The following is a 17,398-nucleotide window of genomic DNA, read 5'->3' on the forward strand; positions in this document are numbered from 1 at the left end:
TCGGTGGCTCAGGTCAAACGTATCCGTCGTAACGTCAGCGGTATCATCTTGCTCGACAAACCGTTGGGGTTCACCTCCAACGCCGCGTTGCAGAAGGTTCGCTGGTTGCTCAACGCCGAGAAGGCCGGGCACACCGGTAGTCTTGATCCGCTGGCCACCGGGGTGTTGCCATTGTGCTTCGGTGAGGCCACCAAGTTCTCGCAGTACCTGCTCGATTCCGACAAGGGTTACGAAACCCTGGCGCAACTGGGCAAAACCACCACCACGGCCGATGCCGAGGGTGAAGTTTTGCAGGAACGCCCGGTGACCGTTGGTCGCGCGGATGTCGAGGCTGTTTTACCCGGTTTTCGTGGGCAAATCAGTCAGATACCGCCGATGTACTCGGCACTCAAGCGTGATGGGCAGCCGCTGTACAAGCTGGCCCGTGCAGGCGAAGTAGTGGAGCGCGAACCGCGTTCTGTTACTATTGCGCGCTTGGAATTGCTGGCCTTTGAAGGTGATACTGCGCGGCTTGCGGTGGATTGCAGCAAAGGCACCTATATCCGCACCCTGGTGGAGGATATCGGTGAGAAACTCGGTTGTGGCGCTTACGTTGCTGAATTGCGACGTACCCAGGCCGGGCCTTTCACGCTGGCGCAGACAGTCACGCTTGAAGAGTTGGAAGCGGTACATGCCGAAGGCGGCAATGAAGCGGTTGATCGCTTCCTGATGCCATCGGACAGCGGCCTGCTGGATTGGCCGCTGTTGCAGTTCTCGGAGCACAGCTCGTTCTACTGGCTTAACGGCCAACCGGTACGAGCCCCGGACGCACCGAAGTTCGGCATGGTACGGGTACAGGATCACAACGGTCGCTTCATCGGTATCGGTGAAGTGAGCGAAGACGGGCGCATCGCGCCGCGTCGACTGATTCGGTCAGAATGACCGGACGAGGGTGGCTGTTAACAGGCACGGTCACTACTCATTTTTAGATACAGGGATTTGTCCCTGGCCTGTTGAAGCTGTTTCTTTGAAACAGTTTCCTGATAAAAGGATTGCCTCATGGCTCTCGACGTTCAAGAAAAAGCTCAAATCGTAGCTGACTACCAGCAAGCTGTTGGTGACACTGGTTCGCCAGAAGTGCAAGTTGCACTGCTGACCCACAACATCAACAAGCTGCAAGGTCACTTCAAGGCCAACGGTAAAGATCACCACTCCCGTCGTGGTCTGATCCGTATGGTAAACCAGCGCCGTAAGCTGCTGGACTACCTGAAAGGCAAGGATCTGGGTCGTTATCAGACTCTGATCGGTCGCCTGGGTCTGCGTCGCTAATAAGCGATTGCGCTAGAGGTTGGTTGTCTGTCGCGCGTCAGTGGATTTCCCGCTGGCGCATGGCAGGCTCCCAGCCTCAAGTTTTATCTGGATATACGTTTTACCCTGGACAGGCGTTGGGCCGATTCCCGACATTGCCCAAGAATTTCGCAAGAAGACAAGTTCCCCAAGAGCCACAAAAGAAGGTAGGACACCGTGAACCCGGTAATCAAAAAATTCCAGTTCGGTCAGTCGACCGTTACCCTCGAGACTGGCCGCATCGCCCGTCAGGCCTCCGGCGCAGTATTGGTCACCGTTGACGACGACGTCAGCGTATTGGTGACTGTCGTTGGTGCCAAGCAAGCCGATCCAGGCAAGGGCTTTTTCCCTCTGTCCGTTCACTACCAGGAAAAAACTTACGCTGCCGGTAAGATCCCTGGCGGTTTCTTCAAGCGCGAAGGCCGTCCTTCCGAGAAAGAAACCCTGACTTCCCGACTGATCGACCGTCCGATCCGTCCGCTGTTCCCAGAAGGCTTCATGAACGAAGTGCAGGTTGTCTGCACCGTCGTTTCCACCAGCAAGAAGACCGATCCGGACATCGCTGCGATGATCGGTACTTCGGCTGCCCTGGCTATCTCCGGCATTCCTTTCGATGGCCCGATCGGCGCTGCCCGCGTTGCGTTCCACGAAAGCACCGGTTACCTGCTGAACCCGACTTACGAACAACAGAAAGCTTCGAGCCTGGACATGGTCGTTGCCGGTACTTCGGAAGCCGTGTTGATGGTTGAATCGGAAGCCAAAGAGCTGACCGAAGACCAGATGCTGGGCGCGGTACTGTTTGCTCACGACGAGTTCCAGGTTGTGATCAACGCTGTTAAAGAACTGGCCGCTGAAGCTGCCAAGCCGACCTGGACCTGGGCTCCACAGCCTGAAGCCACCGCACTGCTGGGCGCTATCCGTGCCGAGTTCGGCGACGCGATCTCCCAGGCTTACACCATCACCATCAAGGCCGACCGTTACGCTCGTCTGGGCGAACTGAAAGACCAGGTGGTTGCCAAGCTGTCCGGTGAAGAAGGCCAGCCTTCTTCCAGCGAAGTCAAAGCTGCTTTCGGCGAAATCGAATACCGCACCGTTCGCGAAAACATCGTAAACGGCAAGCCACGTATCGACGGTCGCGACACCAAGACCGTACGTCCGTTGAACATCGAAGTCGGTGTTCTGCCAAAGACCCACGGTTCGGCTCTGTTCACCCGTGGCGAAACCCAGGCTCTGGTAGTCGCGACTCTGGGTACTGCCCGTGACGCACAGCTGCTGGACACCCTGGAAGGCGAGAAAAAAGACCCGTTCATGCTGCACTACAACTTCCCTCCGTTCTCGGTAGGTGAGTGTGGTCGCATGGGTGGCGCTGGTCGTCGCGAAATCGGTCACGGCCGTCTGGCCCGTCGTTCGATTGCAGCCATGCTGCCTGCCGCTGACGTGTTCCCGTACACCATTCGTGTTGTGTCGGAAATCACCGAGTCCAACGGTTCGAGCTCCATGGCTTCGGTCTGCGGCGCTTCCCTGGCCCTGATGGATGCCGGCGTTCCGATGAAGGCACCAGTTGCCGGTATCGCCATGGGTCTGGTTAAAGAAGGCGAGAAATTCGCCATCCTGACCGACATCCTGGGTGACGAAGACCACCTGGGCGACATGGACTTCAAAGTAGCCGGTACCGCCAAAGGTGTTACCGCGCTGCAGATGGACATCAAGATCAAAGGCATCACCGAAGAAATCATGGAAATCGCTCTGGGCCAAGCCCTGGAAGCGCGCCTGAACATCCTCGGTCAGATGAACCAGATCATTGGCCAGTCGCGTACCGAACTGTCGGAAAACGCTCCGACCATGATCGCGATGAAAATCGACACCGACAAAATCCGTGACGTTATCGGTAAAGGTGGCGCGACCATTCGTGCGATCTGTGAAGAGACCAAGGCTTCGATCGACATCGAAGACGACGGCTCGATCAAGATCTTCGGCGAAACCAAGGAAGCGGCTGAAGCAGCACGTCAACGCGTTCTGGGCATCACCGCTGAAGCTGAAATTGGCAAGATCTACGTTGGTAAGGTTGAACGCATCGTCGACTTCGGCGCATTCGTCAACATCCTGCCAGGCAAGGACGGTCTGGTTCACATCTCGATGCTGAGCGACGCTCGCGTAGAGAAAGTGACCGACATCCTGAAAGAAGGCCAGGAAGTGGAAGTACTGGTACTGGACGTGGACAACCGCGGCCGTATCAAGCTGTCCATCAAAGACGTAGCAGCAGCCAAGGCTTCGGGCGTTTAATCACTCCCCACGCCTGACCGCTTCAACGTTATAAAAAATGCCCCGCAGTGAAAGCTGCGGGGCATTTTTTTGTCTGTGGAACAGGGCGTGAAGTTGCCGGCCTTGAAACCCGGTGCTAGGTTTAGCCCACTGCCCGTGTAGCTCAGTCGGTAGAGCAGCGCACTCGTAACGCGAAGGTCGCAGGTTCGATTCCTGTCTCGGGCACCATTCCTCTGTTGTTTCACCTTTGCGCTCAAAGCCCTTCCAGCGTTTTTTGTCGAATTGATGTAAAAGTCCATATAAATCGTCAACCAAACGTCCTATATTCGGTGCTTGTACACGTACCATTTTGCAGTTTTCAGATGATCCCCGAATGGTTCTGAAGGCCAGACAAACCGGGCTTCAACCGGTTTTTTGCGTCAGAGAGATCCTTGATGATCCAGATCCATCTTCCATTCCCCAGATCAGCGAGAACGACATGACCGTTAAAGAATTGACCCGAGACGCCAGGCACGCGGAAGCGCTGAAGAAGTACGTGCTGGACGCGCCTGAATTGATGGAAGAAATCAAAGACCTGCCCGCCGATGATCAGAAAGATCAGATCCAGTGGGCATTCGAGGACGAGGCCGAAGCCCAGGGTTTGCAGCCGTGGGAATTGACGCTCAAGTACACCTCAACCCCGGAAGAGTACGAGGCTGAGCGCCTGAAGCTGCACAAGGAGGCGGCCGAGGTGCTGGGCGTCGAGTGGGAAGAGTATTGCGAGATGAACAATCTGGTGGTCTGACAAAAACACCTTCGGAGCCGCCTTTGTGGGAGCCTGGCTTGCCGGCGATAGCGTCCTTGAGATCGCTATCGCCGGCAAGCCGGGTTCCTACAGGTTTGCGATGCGGGTCAGAGGCTCAAACGCATCGACAGATCGACAGCCTTCACGTCCTTGGTCATCGCGCCAATCGAAATGTAGTCAACCCCGGTTTCGGCGATCGGCAACAACGTACTTTCATTGATTCCACCGCTGGCTTCCAGTTTGGCCTTGCCTGCGTTCAGGCGCACGGCTTCACGCATGTCATCCAGGCTCAATTCATCGAGCATGATGATGTCAGCACCCGCCGCCAGAGCTTCTTTGAGCTCGCTCAGGCTTTCCACTTCGATCTCCACCGGTTTGCCCGGGGCAATCTTGTGCGCGGCGTTAATGGCTTCAGGGATGCCCCCGCTGGCTGCAATATGGTTTTCCTTGATCAGGAAGGCGTCATACAGACCGATGCGATGGTTGTGGCAGCCGCCGCAGGTGACGGCGTACTTTTGTGCCAGACGCAGGCCGGGCAGGGTTTTGCGGGTGTCGAGCAACTTTACTTGGGTGTTGGCGACAAAATCCGCCAGATACTGCGCACGCGTGGCCACGCCCGACAGCAGTTGCAGGAAGTTCAGTGCACTGCGTTCGCCAGTGAGCAGCGAGCGCGCCGGGCCTTCGAGGTGGAACAGCGCCTGATTGGGTTTTACCCGTTCGCCGTCACACACCTGCCAATGCACTGCGACCCGTGGGTCCAGTTGCCGGAAAACCGCATCAACCCACGCAGTGCCGGCAATGACGGCAGCATCACGAGTGATGATGGTGGCTTTTGCCAGGCGTTCGGCCGGGATCAGCTGCGCGGTGATGTCGCCGCTGCCGATGTCTTCGCGCAACGCACGGCGTACGTTGGCTTCGATTTCGGCGGTCAAGTCGGCGAGACGTAGATTCGGCATAACGGACTCCACAAACAAAGTGGCTCGATTATAGGGCCATGGCACGAGCCAACCCAAGGTCTCATAGACTTTCCATTTGCGGCAATGATCGCATCCGGAGGGGCTATCGCGGCATACTGGGTGCCAACACAGTCGTCGTTGAAGGAACCTGTATGCAGTTGGACCCCGCGAGTGGTTGGTGTCAGGGCGTGCGTTTATGCCCCTCACCCAACTTCAATGCGCGCCCCTCGGGCGAAATTTCCCTGCTGGTGATCCACAACATCAGCTTGCCGCCAGCGCAGTTCGCTACCGGCAAAGTGCAGGAATTCTTCCAGAATCGTCTGGATGTCACGGAGCATCCTTATTTTGAAGGCATTGCTGACTTGCGGGTGTCAGCACACTTTCTGATTGAGCGTGACGGCACTGTCACTCAGTTTGTCTCTTGTAGTGAGCGTGCCTGGCACGCCGGTGTTTCGAGTTTTGAGGGCCGGGAAACCTGTAACGATTTTTCGGTGGGCATCGAGCTTGAAGGCACGGATGATCTGCCATTCACCGATGCTCAGTATCTCGTGCTGACGGCGTTGACCCGACAGCTGCAAAACGCCTACACCGGCATCACTGCGCAGCGCATTTGTGGGCACAGCGACATCGCGCCGGGGCGCAAGACCGATCCAGGACCGGCATTCGACTGGGCACGCTATCGCGCAGCCCTGGCAGAAGAGGAAGGAAAATGAGTTTTCTGGTGTTGCTGTTGGCGGTGTGGATCGAGAAATTCTCGGCACTGCGCCATCGGGTCCAGCGTGATGGCGGTTGGGTGCGCGAGTTGAACAAGCTTGAGGTCACGCCACGTCTGATCGACCGGCCATGGTTGATCCTGGTCATTATGGTGTTGTTACCGGTCGCGCTATTGGGGTTGCTGCTGGTGGTGCTGGACCCCGTGGTCTACGGTTTGCTCGCGTTACCGGTGCATTTGCTGGTGGTGATTTACAGCCTGGGCCGCGGCGATCTGTTGGCCGACCTGGGGCCGTTTCGCGATGCCTGGCGCCGGGAAGACCTGCAAGCCGCTACGCATGTGGCCACTCGTGACCTGGATATTTGCGCCGAAAGCGCCGAGCAATTGCTGGAGCGGGTCGAGGCGCACCTGCTGTGGGAGGCTTACCAAAGTTTCTTTGCGGTCATTTTCTGGTACTTCTTGCTGGGGCCGGTTGCTGCCCTGAGTTATCGCTTGCTGGCATTGGCCGAGGAGCATGGGCAGAACCCGGCCGTGGTCGAGCGCGCGGCACAATTGCGTCACGCTTTTGATTGGGTGCCCGTGCGGTTGCTGGCGATGAGTTTTGCACTGATCGGCAACTTTGTGGCGGTCAGCCGGGTGATGTTGCATGAGTTACTGAACTGGAACATCAGCGCCGCTCAGTTGATCGAGAAAGTCGGTCTGGTAGCCGGTGAAATTCCGGCTCCGGTCGTCGGACCGGATGGCATCAACAGCCTGGACCGGATCTGGGAGTTGCTGCTGCGCGCGGCGGTGCTCTGGTACGCCGGTTTTGCGCTGTGGACTGTCCTGCCTTAACACATCAATCCCTGTAGCAGCAGGCTGCGCCAGCTGCTACAGGCGCGTACTTCCCCGCGTTAACCTTAAGTTACAAAACATCCTGCCGATTTAAGATATACAGGGATAGCGCTGAATGGTGGCTATCTGCCGCCGATCTGCGCCTGCCAAATAAAAATAAGAACTCAAAGGGAGACTTCCAGTGAAGAGCTTGCTCTATCCCGCCGTCGCGCTGATGAACCGCCTGAGCTTCGGCATGAAGTTCAGCCTGATCAGCGTACTGTTCCTTGTGCCCATGCTGGTCACCAACTTTTATCTGGTGCGCGACTCCTATCGTGAATTTCAGGGCACGCAAGTCGAACTGCAGAGCCTCGAGCTGCTGGGCAGCGGCCTGACCCTTCGGCGAGACCTGGAAACCCTGAACAATCTGGTACAGATCAACGTCACGCTCGGCCAGTCCGGTAAGGCCGGCAATGTCGAGTCGAAGATCGGCGCGCTGGAGCAAAGCATCCTCGCGCGCCTGCAAGGGCTGACGGCGATGACCACTGATTCGGAGCAGATCACGGCTTTCGACGGCAAACGCGATGAAATGATCGCCGCGTTCAAAGCCCAGCAAGCGGAAACCTCCCTGCAAAGCAAAAGTGGCATGATCGGAAAACTGCTCGGCAACGCGCAGATTTTCAGCCAGATCATCGCCACTCAGGCCGGCCTCAGTCGCGACAGCCAAAGTGACATGCGTCAACTGAGTGAGCTGATCACCAACGTCACTCCGCGTGTGACCCAACTGCTGGGCGAAGGCCGGGCGATGGGTTCCTTTTCGCTGGGGCAAGGCTTTATCAACTCTGCGTCGAGCACTCGATTTGATGAACTGTTGGCGCAGATCGAAAAGCTTCAGGGCGAATACGGCTTGAGGTTGCAGGACACCTTGGGCTCCAGCAAGGCGGCGCGCGAAACCCTGGCTGCGCAAGCTGATAGCAGCAAGGCCTCGCTGAAAAAAGCCAGTGAGCTGTTCGAAGAAAAAGTGGTGATGGCGGACACACTCGATACACCCTGGCAGAGCTTTTACGATCAGGTCACCGGCCTGATGGACCAAACTTACCAACTCAACGAAGCCACACTGAAGTTCCTCGGCACCCAGTTGCAGCAGCGACTGGAGCAAAATCGCACCCACATGGTCTTGCAGGCCGTGGCGCTGTCGGTGGTGTTTGTGCTGATTTTCTACCTTTACGGCGGCTTCTACGCTTCAACCCGCACCACCCTCAAGCGGCTTGGCGAAATGATGGACACGGTCGCTGCCGGCGACATGACGGTGACCTTCCGCGCTGAAAGCCGCGATGAGCTTGGCGAGTTGGGCGAGGTGTTCAACGGCACCGTGAAGAAAATCCATGACCTGATCGAGCGAGTCGGGAAGACCGTCAATGAGGTCGAGCGTCAGGCCGGGCAGGTTCAAAGTGTTTCTACCCAGAGCAACCAGGCGGTGGCCGGGCAGCGTACGCAAATCGAGCAGGTCGCCACGGCCATGAACCAGATGTCGGCCACCTCCCTTGAGGTGGCGCGCAGTGCGGCTGCTGCGGTCAGCAGCGCCCACAGCGTCAACGACGAGACCATCAACGGTCGCGGGCTGGTAGCGTCCCAGCAGGGCAGCATCGCGCAATTGGCCAGTGAGATCGATCAGTCGGTGCTGGTGATCAATCAACTGGCCAGCGACAGCCAGTCCATCAGCCGCGTGCTGGAAGTGATCAAAAGCATCGCTGAACAAACCAATCTTTTGGCCCTTAACGCGGCCATTGAAGCTGCGCGGGCCGGAGAGCAGGGGCGTGGTTTTGCGGTGGTGGCCGATGAGGTCCGGACGCTGGCCAAACGCACCCAGCAATCGACCGAAGAAATCGAACAGATGATCAGCAAGCTCCACAGCGGAGTCGGCGCGGCGGTGAAAGCCATGGGCATCAGTCATCAGGTGGCCGATGGCACGGTCGGGCAGTCGGAAAAGGTCCAGCAGGCGCTGGAAAACATCCTCGGCGCCGTTGGCATGATCGTTGACCAGAACCAGCAAATCGCTGCTGCTGTCGAGCAGCAGACCGCCGTCGCCCACGATATCGATCAGAACATTGTCGAGATCAACCGTGCCGGTGAGCGCACCGCAGAGGGGGCGCACCAAACCGAGGATGCCAGCCGTGCGTTGTCGGCTCAGGTGGTGGAACTCAAACACCTGATCAGCGCGTTTCGAGTTTGATGGCACACCGCGAACAAATGTGGGAGCTGCGGTGCGACGATTCGAGTTGCTCGCGAAAGCGGCATAACAGTCGACCTGGATGTTGAATGTTAGTCAGTCTTCGCGAGCAAGCTCGCTCCTACAGGTTTTGTACACGATTTGTAGTACTTTTCTTTTTTCGGGCAGATAATGGCCTGTTGTCCTCAGTGCTCTGATTTTTCGTCTTCAATGAAGGAGGATCATTCACTCAGGCTTGCCATGAGGAAGCACGGTTATGTCTGTCGCAACCATCGGAATCCAGGGGCAATGCGCCCATTGCGGGTGTACCTGTGTGCTCGAAGCCTGGCAACTCAACGCCATTGCAATCAACGAGTCGTTCGCCTGTACTCACTGCCATAAAGCCTTGCAGTTGATCGACCCGAAACAGATCAAGCGCTTCAAGTCTCTCGACTCACTTGCCATGCTCCGGGCGAGCACCCTGGTGATGGTGTGCACTGCGGTCCTGGTGGCGTTGGTCATGGAATGGATCGGAATGCTCAGCGTGGTCGAACAGGTGAATTTTTCGCTGGTTGCGATACTGGTCTACTTCCTCGTTATTCAGTTCGCCCGGCACCGGCAACACCTCACGCTGATTCTGGAAGCCGCCAAGGCCCACGCCGACTGATTACCAGTTGAACAGCTCGCAAGCATTAGCCGTGCTGGCGGCGGCCAATTGCTCAGGGTTGATCGCCATGATCTGCGCCAGTGCCGCGCAGATCGCCGGCAAGTGTGCCGGGCTGTTGCGTTGACCGGGAAACATGGCCGGCGCCATATCCGGTGAGTCGGTTTCCAGCACCACGGACTCCAACGGTAAATCAGCGAGCACACGGTGCATCCGCAGCGCCTGTGGCCAGGTCGCGGCGCCGCCCAGACCCAGTTTGAAACCCAGCTTGATGTACTCGCGCGCTTCTTCCCTGCTGCCCGCAAAGGCGTGGATGATCCCTGCTCGTTTCAATCGAAAGCGTTTCAGCGTGGCAATCACCGCCGCATGGCTGCGCCGCACATGAATCAGCGCCGGCAGATTGAAGTCCACCGCCAGTTGCAGTTGCGCATCGAACAGCGCCTGCTGGCGCTCTCGGTCGAGGGTTTCGATGAAGTAATCCAGACCGATCTCGCCCACTGCGCACAGCTGCCGATGGCCGGCCAGACGCGTCAGCCAGTCACCGAGTTCCTGTAGATCTTCAGGTCGATGGTCCTCCAGATACACTGGGTGCAAACCGAATGCAGCATGCAAGTCGGGATCACTTTGCACCAGCTCCCAGACTCGCTGCCAATTTGCCTGATAAACCCCCAACACCACCATCCGCTGCACGCCCAGGGCGCGGCTTTCGGCCAGCAGTGCCTGACGGTCCTCGTCGAAATCCGGAAAATCCAGATGAGTGTGGCTGTCGATCAGCTCCACGGTTCAGTCCCGGTGAATACGCTGCTTGAAAGTCCGCGCGATGGCCTGCACGCCGGGTTGGTAATCGGACTGCTCGATGGCGGCCAGTGCGAGTTCAAGGGCTTTATCGGCGATCAACTGATGCTGCTGAGCCATGGCGTTGACCGGCAGCGGCAGGAAGTCCAGCAGCTGCGTGTCGCCGAACGTACCCAGGCGCAACGGACGGGTTTTTAGCGGATAGTCGTGCAAGGCATCGAACACACCCTGAAGCAGCACGTAGGAGGTGGTCACCAGAGCATTCGGCAGATGTCCCAGACGCTGGAGCATTTCTTCCATCAACTGCTTGCCGCACTCGCGGCTGAACGACTCGCCGTGCTCGATCAACACCTCGCCCTGGAACCCGTCCAGCGCTTGTTTGAAGCCGGCTGCGCGTTCCTGGCTAATGCTCAACTCGGGGCGCGCGCCAATCAAGGCGATCTGCTTGGGCAACGGGTCCAGTAGACTGCGGGTCAAGTGCAGGCTGGCCTCGCGGTCATCACTGATCACCGAGCAGAAATGCTCGGGTTCCATGACCCGGTCGATGGCGATGATCGGAATACCTTTGGCCTGCAACTGGCGATAGCTGTCATCACCCGTCGGCAGGCAACTGGCGACGATCAGCGCATCGCAGCGCCGGGCACGGAACAGTTGCAGCAATTGCCGTTCACTGTCCGGCGCATCGTCGGAACTGGCGATCAGCAATTGATAGCCGCGCGCCCGGGCACCTTGTTCCAGCAGTTTGGCGATTCGCGCGTAACTGGGGTTTTCCAGGTCCGGCAGAATAAAGCCCAAGGTGCGCGTGTGCCGACTGCGCAACCCGGCCGCTTGAGGATTGGGTGTAAAGCCGTGTTGTTCGACGACCGCGCGCACGCGCTCGACAGTGGCACTGCTGATGCGTTGCTGTTCGGCCTTGCCATTAATGACATAACTGGCGGTGGTTACGGACACACCGGCCAACTGTGCGATATCACTGAGTTTCAACTCGGGATTTCCTTGTTTTTTCGAGCTTGCCCCGACATTTTCGCCAATCCTACCCGAATCAGGCAGACGACTAATGTCCAAGCACATCCGACAAGTTGGGCTTCAAGGATGAGACATTATCGAGTAACGTGCCAAGTATTCTAGATTAAACGTTTCAGCAGGCGTATTTTCGGGACTGTAAGCACCTATGGCCGGTTCTGCCGTGAAACCGCCAAAAGTGAAGATTAAGCGCCTAAGCTGATCCATTCAAAACAATACCTAGCGTCATCAGACGCCAAAAAGGAGAAAGCATGCTCGAGCTCACCATAGAGCAGATTTCCATGGGCCAGTCGGCTGTGGATAAGTCCGCTGCGTTACAGCTATTGGCCGAGCATCTGGTCGACGATGGCCTGGTTGCCGAGGGGTATCTGGCCGGTTTGCAGGCGCGTGAAGCTCAGGGCTCGACCTTTCTCGGACAAGGTATTGCCATCCCCCACGGTACACCGCAAACCCGCGACCTGGTGTTTACCACCGGCGTGCGGCTGATGCAGTTCCCCGAGGGCGTGGATTGGGGGGACGGCCAGATCGTTTACCTGGCGATCGGTATCGCGGCCAAGTCCGATGAGCATTTGCGTTTGTTGCAACTGTTGACCCGCGCCCTCGGCGAAACCGATCTGGGCCAGGCCTTGCGCCGTGCGAGTTCCGCCGAGGCCTTGTTGAAACTGCTGCAAGGCGCGCCGCAGGAGTTGGCGCTGGATGCACAGATGATTGGCCTGGGTGTGTCCGCCGATGACTTCGAAGAACTGGTCTGGCGCGGTGCACGTTTGCTGCGCCAGGCCGATTGCGTGAGCAACGGTTTCTCCGCCGTGTTGCAACAGGTCGAAGCGTTGCCGCTGGGCGACGGCTTGTGGTGGTTGCACAGCGAGCAAACGGTCAAGCGCCCTGGCCTGGCCTTCGTCACCCCAGACAAACCGATACGCTACCTCGGCCAGCCGCTCAGCGGCCTGTTCTGCCTGGCCAGCCTCGGTGAAGCGCATCAGGCCTTGCTCGAACGTCTGTGTGCGTTACTGATTGAAGGTCGCGGCCACGAACTGGGACGCGCCACCAGCAGCCGCAAAGTGCTCGAAGTCCTCGGCGGCGAACTGCCGGCGGATTGGCCGAGCGCGCGCATCGCCCTGGCCAACGCCCATGGTTTGCATGCGCGCCCGGCGAAGATCCTTGCGCAACTGGCGAAAAGTTTTGAAGGTGAAATTCGCGTACGCATCGTCGACGGCCAGGACAGCGCGGTGTCGGTAAAAAGCTTGAGTAAACTGCTCAGCCTCGGCGCCCATCGGGGCCAGGTGCTCGAATTCGTTGCCGAACCGAGCATTGCTGCCGATGCCTTGCCGGCCCTGTTGGCTGCCATCGAAGAAGGCCTCGGTGAAGAGGTCGAGCCATTGCCGGCGGTGAGCCAACAGCGCGAAGAAGTCGCCGATGAGGCCGAAGTGCTGCTCGCCCCGGCGTCCGGCAGTGTGGTTCAAGCCATCGCCGCGGCCCCGGGCATTGCCATCGGTCCGGCGCATATTCAGGTGCTGCCAATCATCGATTATCCACTGCGCGGTGAGTCTGCCGGCATAGAGCGCGAGCGTCTCAAACACGCATTGGCGCAGGTGCGTCGCGACATCGACGGCTTGATCGAACGCAGCAAGTCCAAAGCCATCCGCGAGATTTTCATCACTCACCAGGAAATGCTCGACGACCCGGAACTGACCGATGAAGTCGACACCCGCCTCAAGCAAGGCGAAAGCGCCGAGGCGGCGTGGATGGCGGTGATCGAAGCGGCGGCCAAACAACAGGAATCGTTGCAGGATGCGTTGCTCGCCGAGCGTGCGGCTGATTTGCGCGACATCGGCCGGCGCGTGCTGGCGCAATTGAGCGGCGTCGAAACACCGAGCGAGCCGGACCAGCCTTACATTCTGGTGATGGACGAAGTGGGGCCGTCCGATGTGGCGCGTCTCGATCCGGCTCGCGTCGCCGGCATTCTCACGGCTCGCGGCGGCGCAACGGCCCACAGCGCCATTGTCGCCCGAGCGCTGGGTATTCCGGCGCTGGTCGGTGCAGGGGAGGCCGTGTTGCTGCTGGCGCCGGGTACGCCGTTGCTGATTGATGGCCAACGCGGCCGCCTGCATGTGGACGCCGATGCGCTGACCTTGCAGCGCGCCACCGAAGAGCGAGACACCCGCGAACAGCGCCTGAAAGTGGCGGCAGAGCTACGTCATCAACCGGCGCTGACCACCGACGGTCACGCGGTCGAAGTGTTTGCCAACATTGGCGAAAGCGCGGGCGTCACCAGCGCGGTGGAGCAGGGCGCCGAAGGCATTGGCTTATTGCGCACCGAACTGATTTTCATGGCCCACTCGCAGGCGCCGGACGAGGCCACTCAGGAAGTCGAATACCGCCGCGTCCTCGACGGCTTGGCCGGTCGGCCGCTGGTAGTGCGAACCCTCGACGTCGGTGGCGACAAACCGCTGCCGTATTGGCCCATCGCCAAGGAAGAAAATCCGTTCCTCGGCGTGCGTGGCATTCGCCTGACACTGCAACGCCCGAAAATCATGGAAGCGCAATTGCGCGCCTTGCTGCGGGCCGCCGACAACCGTCCGCTGCGGATCATGTTTCCGATGGTGGGCAGCGTCGATGAATGGCGACAGGCGCGGGACATGACCGAACGTTTGCGTCTGGAAATCCCGGTCGCCGACCTGCAACTGGGGATCATGATCGAAGTGCCATCGGCCGCCTTGCTGGCGCCGGTGCTGGCCAAAGAGGTCGACTTCTTCAGCGTCGGCACCAACGACCTGACGCAATACACCCTGGCCATCGACCGCGGTCATCCGACCTTGTCCGCCCAGGCCGATGGCTTGCACCCGGCGGTGCTGCAACTGATCGACATCACCGTGCGCGCGGCGCATGCCCATGGCAAATGGGTCGGTGTCTGCGGCGAGTTGGCGGCCGATCCGCTGGCGGTGCCGGTGTTGGTCGGACTGGGGGTGGACGAACTCAGCGTGTCGGGCCGCAGCATCGCCGAGGTCAAGGCGCGCATTCGCGAACTCAGCCTCGCCCAGACCCAAATTCTCGCCCGACAGGCCCTGGCCGTGGGCAGCGCCAATGAAGTGCGCGCATTAGTGGAGGCTCTGTAATGGCCCGGATTTTAACCCTGACCCTCAACCCGGCGCTGGATCTCACCGTCCAGTTGCCACGCCTGGTGCCCGGTCAGGTCAACCGCAGCGATGCCATGCACACTCACGCTGCCGGTAAAGGCGTGAACGTGGCGCAAGTGCTGGCGGACCTTGGTCATCAGGTGACCGTCAGCGGATTCCTCGGGGAGGACAACCTCCAAGCGTTCGAAACCCTGTTTGCCAAACGCGGTTTTGTCGACGCGTTCATCCGTGTTCCCGGCGAGACTCGCAGCAATATCAAACTGGCGGAAAGCGACGGGCGCATCACCGACCTCAACGGTCCGGGGCCGAGGGTCAGTGAAGCCGCGCAGCAGGCGTTGTTTGACAGGCTCGTGCAGATTGCGCCAGGTCATGATGTGGTCGTCGTCGCCGGAAGTTTGCCGCTAGGCGTCAGTGCGCATTGGTTACAGGCGTTGATTGTGCGTCTGAAAAAACTCGGGTTGAACGTCGCCCTCGACACCAGCGGTGAAGCGTTGCGTGTGGCGCTCAAGGCCGGACCGTGGCTGATTAAACCGAACACCGAAGAGCTGGCCGATGTGCTGGACTGCGAGGTCGTTTCGGTTGCGGCACAGGCCGAAGCTGCGAGCCGTTTGCACGCTCAAGGCATCGAGCACGTGGTGATTTCGCACGGGGCTGATGGCGTGAACTGGTTCAGTGTCGGTTCGGCGCTGCATGCCACGCCGCCCAAGGTCAGCGTCGCCAGCACGGTGGGCGCGGGCGATTCGTTATTGGCCGGCATGCTGCATGGATTGCTCAGCGCCGATACGCCAGAACAGACCCTGCGCACCGCCACGGCGATTGCCGCGATGGCGGTCACCCAGATCGGTTTTGGCATCGGTGATGCCGCGCAATTGGCGCAGCTCGAACAGGGTGTGCGCGTGCGCGTCCTGACAGAACAATAAGAGGGTTTGTGATGAAGTTAGCCATTGTTACGGCCTGCCCGAACGGCATGGTTACCAGTGTGCTGTGCGCACGCTTGCTCGATGCGGCGGCTCAGCGTCAGGGCTGGATGACCTGTGTCGAAGTGGTGGATGCGGCGCATCCGGAGCGGCGACTGTCGGCGACCACAATCGAGGGCGCCGAGTGGGTGTTGCTGGTGACCAGCGCGCCGGTGGACATGACTCGATTTGTCGGCAAGCGCGTTTACCAGAGCACCCCGGCGCAAGCCCTGCAAGATGTTGAAGCGGTGCTGCGGCGCGGCGCTGAAGAAGCTCAGATGTACGCTGCCCCCGAAGTGGTCGCCGAGCCCGTCGCCCCCACGAAAAACGCGCCACGACTGGTCGCGGTCACCGCATGCCCGACCGGCGTCGCACACACGTTCATGGCCGCTGAAGCCTTGCAACAAGCGGCCAAGCGTCTGGGTTATGACCTGCAAGTAGAAACCCAGGGCTCAGTCGGCGCGCGCAATCCGTTGAGCGCGGCGGTGATTGCCGATGCCGATGTGGTGCTGTTGGCTTGTGATATCGAAGTCGCCACCGAGCGTTTCGCCGGCAAGAAGATTTACCGCTGCGGCACCGGCATTGCGCTGAAACACGCCGAAGCGACGCTGAACAAAGCGCTGGCCGAAGGTCGGCAGGAAACTGCGGCCATCGGCTCCAAAGGCCCGGCCACGCAAGAGAAGACGGGCGTCTACAAACACCTGCTGACCGGGGTGTCGTTCATGCTGCCGATGGTGGTGGCGGGCGGGTTGATGATTGCCTTGTCCTTTGTGTTCGGCATCACCGCGTTCAAGGAGCAGGGCACGCTCGCGGCAGCGCTGATGCAGATTGGCGGTGAGACTGCGTTCAAATTGATGGTGCCGCTGCTGGCGGGCTACATCGCCTACTCGATTGCCGACCGGCCTGGCCTGGCGCCCGGGATGATCGGCGGTATGTTGGCGAGCACCCTGGGGGCCGGTTTTATCGGCGGGATCATTGCCGGTTTCATCGCCGGTTATGCCGCTCAGGCGATCAATCGCTACGCGCGTTTGCCGCAGAGTCTTGAGGCGCTGAAGCCGATCCTGATCATCCCGTTGCTGGCGAGCCTGTTCACCGGTCTGGTGATGATTTACGTGGTTGGCAAACCGGTGGCCGGGATGCTCGAAGGGCTGACGCACTTCCTCGACAGCATGGGCACCACCAACGCAATTCTGCTCGGTGTGTTGCTGGGCGGCATGATGTGCGTCGACCTTGGCGGGCCGATCAACAAGGCGGCTTACGCGTTCTCGGTGGGGCTGCTGGCGTCGCAGAGTTATGCACCGATGGCCGCGACCATGGCTGCCGGCATGGTGCCGCCGATTGGCCTGGGCATCGCCACGTTCATCGCGCGACGCAAGTTTGCCCAAACTGAGCGTGAAGCCGGTAAGGCGGCGCTGGTGCTGGGGTTGTGCTTCATCTCTGAAGGGGCGATTCCGTTTGCTGCGAAAGACCCGTTGCGGGTGATCCCGGCGAGCATTGCCGGTGGCGCGCTGGCCGGGGCATTGTCGATGTATTTCGGCTGCAAACTGATGGCGCCGCATGGCGGTTTGTTTGTGCTCGCGATCCCGAATGCGATCAACCATGCGCTGTTGTACTTGCTGGCGATTGTCGCCGGGAGTTTGCTGACGGCAGTGGCGTATGCGCTGCTCAAACGGCCCGAAGTGGTCGAGCTGGCGCTGGAACCCGCCAGCGCCTGACACTATCCCCACTGTGGGAGCGAGCCTGCTCGCGAATGCGGTCTGACAT

At 59.4% G+C, this 17,398-nt stretch carries 14 protein-coding genes and 1 tRNA gene; 12 read left to right on the forward strand and 3 right to left on the reverse strand.

Annotated features, from left to right (window positions below):
* The first annotated feature begins 3 nt into the window (after nucleotides 1–3).
* From truB to KGB06_RS13245, 5 genes are all read left to right on the forward strand, one after another.
* Nucleotides 4–921 (forward strand): tRNA pseudouridine(55) synthase TruB, encoded by a 918-nt coding sequence (truB, locus tag KGB06_RS13225; RefSeq protein WP_027924464.1) that lies wholly within the window; start codon nucleotides 4–6, stop codon nucleotides 919–921.
* A 117-nt stretch (nucleotides 922–1,038) separates the two neighbouring features.
* Nucleotides 1,039–1,308, forward strand: a complete 270-nt coding sequence (rpsO, locus tag KGB06_RS13230; RefSeq protein WP_003177875.1) for a 30S ribosomal protein S15 — start codon at nucleotides 1,039–1,041, stop codon at nucleotides 1,306–1,308.
* Nucleotides 1,309–1,503: 195 nt separating this feature from the next.
* A complete protein-coding gene (pnp, locus tag KGB06_RS13235; protein ID WP_007942868.1) occupies nucleotides 1,504–3,609 on the forward strand; it encodes a polyribonucleotide nucleotidyltransferase in 2,106 nt (701 codons plus the stop codon).
* A gap of 131 nt (nucleotides 3,610–3,740) precedes the next feature.
* Nucleotides 3,741–3,816: transfer RNA gene (locus KGB06_RS13240), tRNA-Thr, on the forward strand.
* A 250-nt stretch (nucleotides 3,817–4,066) separates the two neighbouring features.
* Nucleotides 4,067–4,372, forward strand: coding sequence for a DUF6388 family protein (locus tag KGB06_RS13245; RefSeq protein WP_223516389.1), 306 nt, complete (start codon nucleotides 4,067–4,069; stop codon nucleotides 4,370–4,372).
* 107 nt (nucleotides 4,373–4,479) lie between these two features.
* Here KGB06_RS13245 and nadC read toward each other — a convergent pair whose 3' ends face one another.
* The gene (nadC, locus tag KGB06_RS13250; RefSeq protein WP_223516391.1) at nucleotides 4,480–5,328 is read right to left on the reverse strand and encodes a carboxylating nicotinate-nucleotide diphosphorylase; all 849 of its coding nucleotides are present in this window, start codon (nucleotides 5,326–5,328) and stop codon (nucleotides 4,480–4,482) included.
* Between the two features lie 152 nt (nucleotides 5,329–5,480).
* On the opposite strand from nadC, the gene ampD reads away from it, so the two are divergent.
* The 4 genes from ampD to KGB06_RS13270 all read left to right on the forward strand — a co-directional run bounded on the left by ampD (nucleotide 5,481) and on the right by KGB06_RS13270 (nucleotide 9,729).
* Entirely contained in the window at nucleotides 5,481–6,041 is a 561-nt protein-coding gene (ampD, locus tag KGB06_RS13255; protein WP_223516393.1) for a 1,6-anhydro-N-acetylmuramyl-L-alanine amidase AmpD, read from the forward strand.
* Complete coding sequence (ampE, locus tag KGB06_RS13260; protein ID WP_223516394.1) at nucleotides 6,038–6,874, forward strand: regulatory signaling modulator protein AmpE; 837 nt, start codon at nucleotides 6,038–6,040, stop codon at nucleotides 6,872–6,874. The genes ampD and ampE overlap by 4 nt, the downstream gene beginning before the upstream one ends.
* Before the next feature lie 1,507 nt (nucleotides 6,875–8,381).
* Nucleotides 8,382–9,086: a methyl-accepting chemotaxis protein gene (locus KGB06_RS30090; RefSeq protein ID WP_411741848.1), complete on the forward strand. Its 705-nt coding sequence runs from the start codon at nucleotides 8,382–8,384 to the stop codon at nucleotides 9,084–9,086.
* A 253-nt stretch (nucleotides 9,087–9,339) separates the two neighbouring features.
* Entirely contained in the window at nucleotides 9,340–9,729 is a 390-nt protein-coding gene (locus tag KGB06_RS13270; protein ID WP_223516398.1) for a hypothetical protein, read from the forward strand.
* On the opposite strand, the gene KGB06_RS13275 is transcribed toward KGB06_RS13270, so the two are convergent.
* Both KGB06_RS13275 and cra read right to left on the reverse strand, forming a co-directional pair.
* Nucleotides 9,730–10,506 carry a TatD family hydrolase gene (locus tag KGB06_RS13275; RefSeq protein WP_223516399.1) on the reverse strand — a complete coding sequence of 259 codons (777 nt, stop codon included), beginning with the start codon at nucleotides 10,504–10,506 and terminating at the stop codon, nucleotides 9,730–9,732. It lies immediately after the preceding gene.
* 3 nt (nucleotides 10,507–10,509) lie between these two features.
* Nucleotides 10,510–11,505 carry a catabolite repressor/activator gene (gene cra, locus KGB06_RS13280; protein ID WP_223516401.1) on the reverse strand — a complete coding sequence of 332 codons (996 nt, stop codon included), beginning with the start codon at nucleotides 11,503–11,505 and terminating at the stop codon, nucleotides 10,510–10,512.
* A 290-nt stretch (nucleotides 11,506–11,795) separates the two neighbouring features.
* Between cra and ptsP the strand changes: the two genes are divergently transcribed.
* Genes ptsP through KGB06_RS13295 form a run of 3 tightly spaced genes read left to right on the forward strand, consistent with a single transcriptional unit; the run spans nucleotide 11,796 to nucleotide 17,349 of the window.
* Nucleotides 11,796–14,657, forward strand: coding sequence for a phosphoenolpyruvate--protein phosphotransferase (gene ptsP, locus KGB06_RS13285; protein ID WP_223516403.1), 2,862 nt, complete (start codon nucleotides 11,796–11,798; stop codon nucleotides 14,655–14,657).
* Nucleotides 14,657–15,598 (forward strand): 1-phosphofructokinase, encoded by a 942-nt coding sequence (gene pfkB, locus KGB06_RS13290; protein WP_223516405.1) that lies wholly within the window; start codon nucleotides 14,657–14,659, stop codon nucleotides 15,596–15,598. Before ptsP ends, pfkB begins: the two co-directional genes overlap by 1 nt.
* Nucleotides 15,599–15,609: 11 nt before the next feature.
* Nucleotides 15,610–17,349, forward strand: a complete 1,740-nt coding sequence (locus tag KGB06_RS13295) for a PTS fructose-like transporter subunit IIB (protein ID WP_223516407.1) — start codon at nucleotides 15,610–15,612, stop codon at nucleotides 17,347–17,349.
* The last annotated feature ends 49 nt before the right edge of the window (nucleotides 17,350–17,398 follow it).

The sequence above is a fragment of the Pseudomonas sp. GL-B-19 genome, assembly GCF_019956415.1.
Taxonomy (GTDB): domain Bacteria; phylum Pseudomonadota; class Gammaproteobacteria; order Pseudomonadales; family Pseudomonadaceae; genus Aquipseudomonas.

Excerpts from the sequence above, each read along its gene's own strand:
- ptsP (WP_223516403.1), top strand. The coding sequence starts at position 11,796 with ATGCTCGAGCTCACCATAGAGCAGATTTCCATGGGCCAGTCGGCTGTG.
- pfkB (WP_223516405.1), top strand. The coding sequence starts at position 14,657 with ATGGCCCGGATTTTAACCCTGACCCTCAACCCGGCGCTGGATCTCACC.
- rpsO (WP_003177875.1), top strand. The coding sequence starts at position 1,039 with ATGGCTCTCGACGTTCAAGAAAAAGCTCAAATCGTAGCTGACTACCAG.
- KGB06_RS13295 (WP_223516407.1), top strand. The coding sequence starts at position 15,610 with ATGAAGTTAGCCATTGTTACGGCCTGCCCGAACGGCATGGTTACCAGT.
- ampD (WP_223516393.1), top strand. The coding sequence starts at position 5,481 with ATGCAGTTGGACCCCGCGAGTGGTTGGTGTCAGGGCGTGCGTTTATGC.
- KGB06_RS13245 (WP_223516389.1), top strand. The coding sequence starts at position 4,067 with ATGACCGTTAAAGAATTGACCCGAGACGCCAGGCACGCGGAAGCGCTG.
- nadC (WP_223516391.1), bottom strand. The coding sequence starts at position 5,328 with ATGCCGAATCTACGTCTCGCCGACTTGACCGCCGAAATCGAAGCCAAC.
- ampE (WP_223516394.1), top strand. The coding sequence starts at position 6,038 with ATGAGTTTTCTGGTGTTGCTGTTGGCGGTGTGGATCGAGAAATTCTCG.
- KGB06_RS30090 (WP_411741848.1), top strand. The coding sequence starts at position 8,382 with ATGTCGGCCACCTCCCTTGAGGTGGCGCGCAGTGCGGCTGCTGCGGTC.
- KGB06_RS13270 (WP_223516398.1), top strand. The coding sequence starts at position 9,340 with ATGTCTGTCGCAACCATCGGAATCCAGGGGCAATGCGCCCATTGCGGG.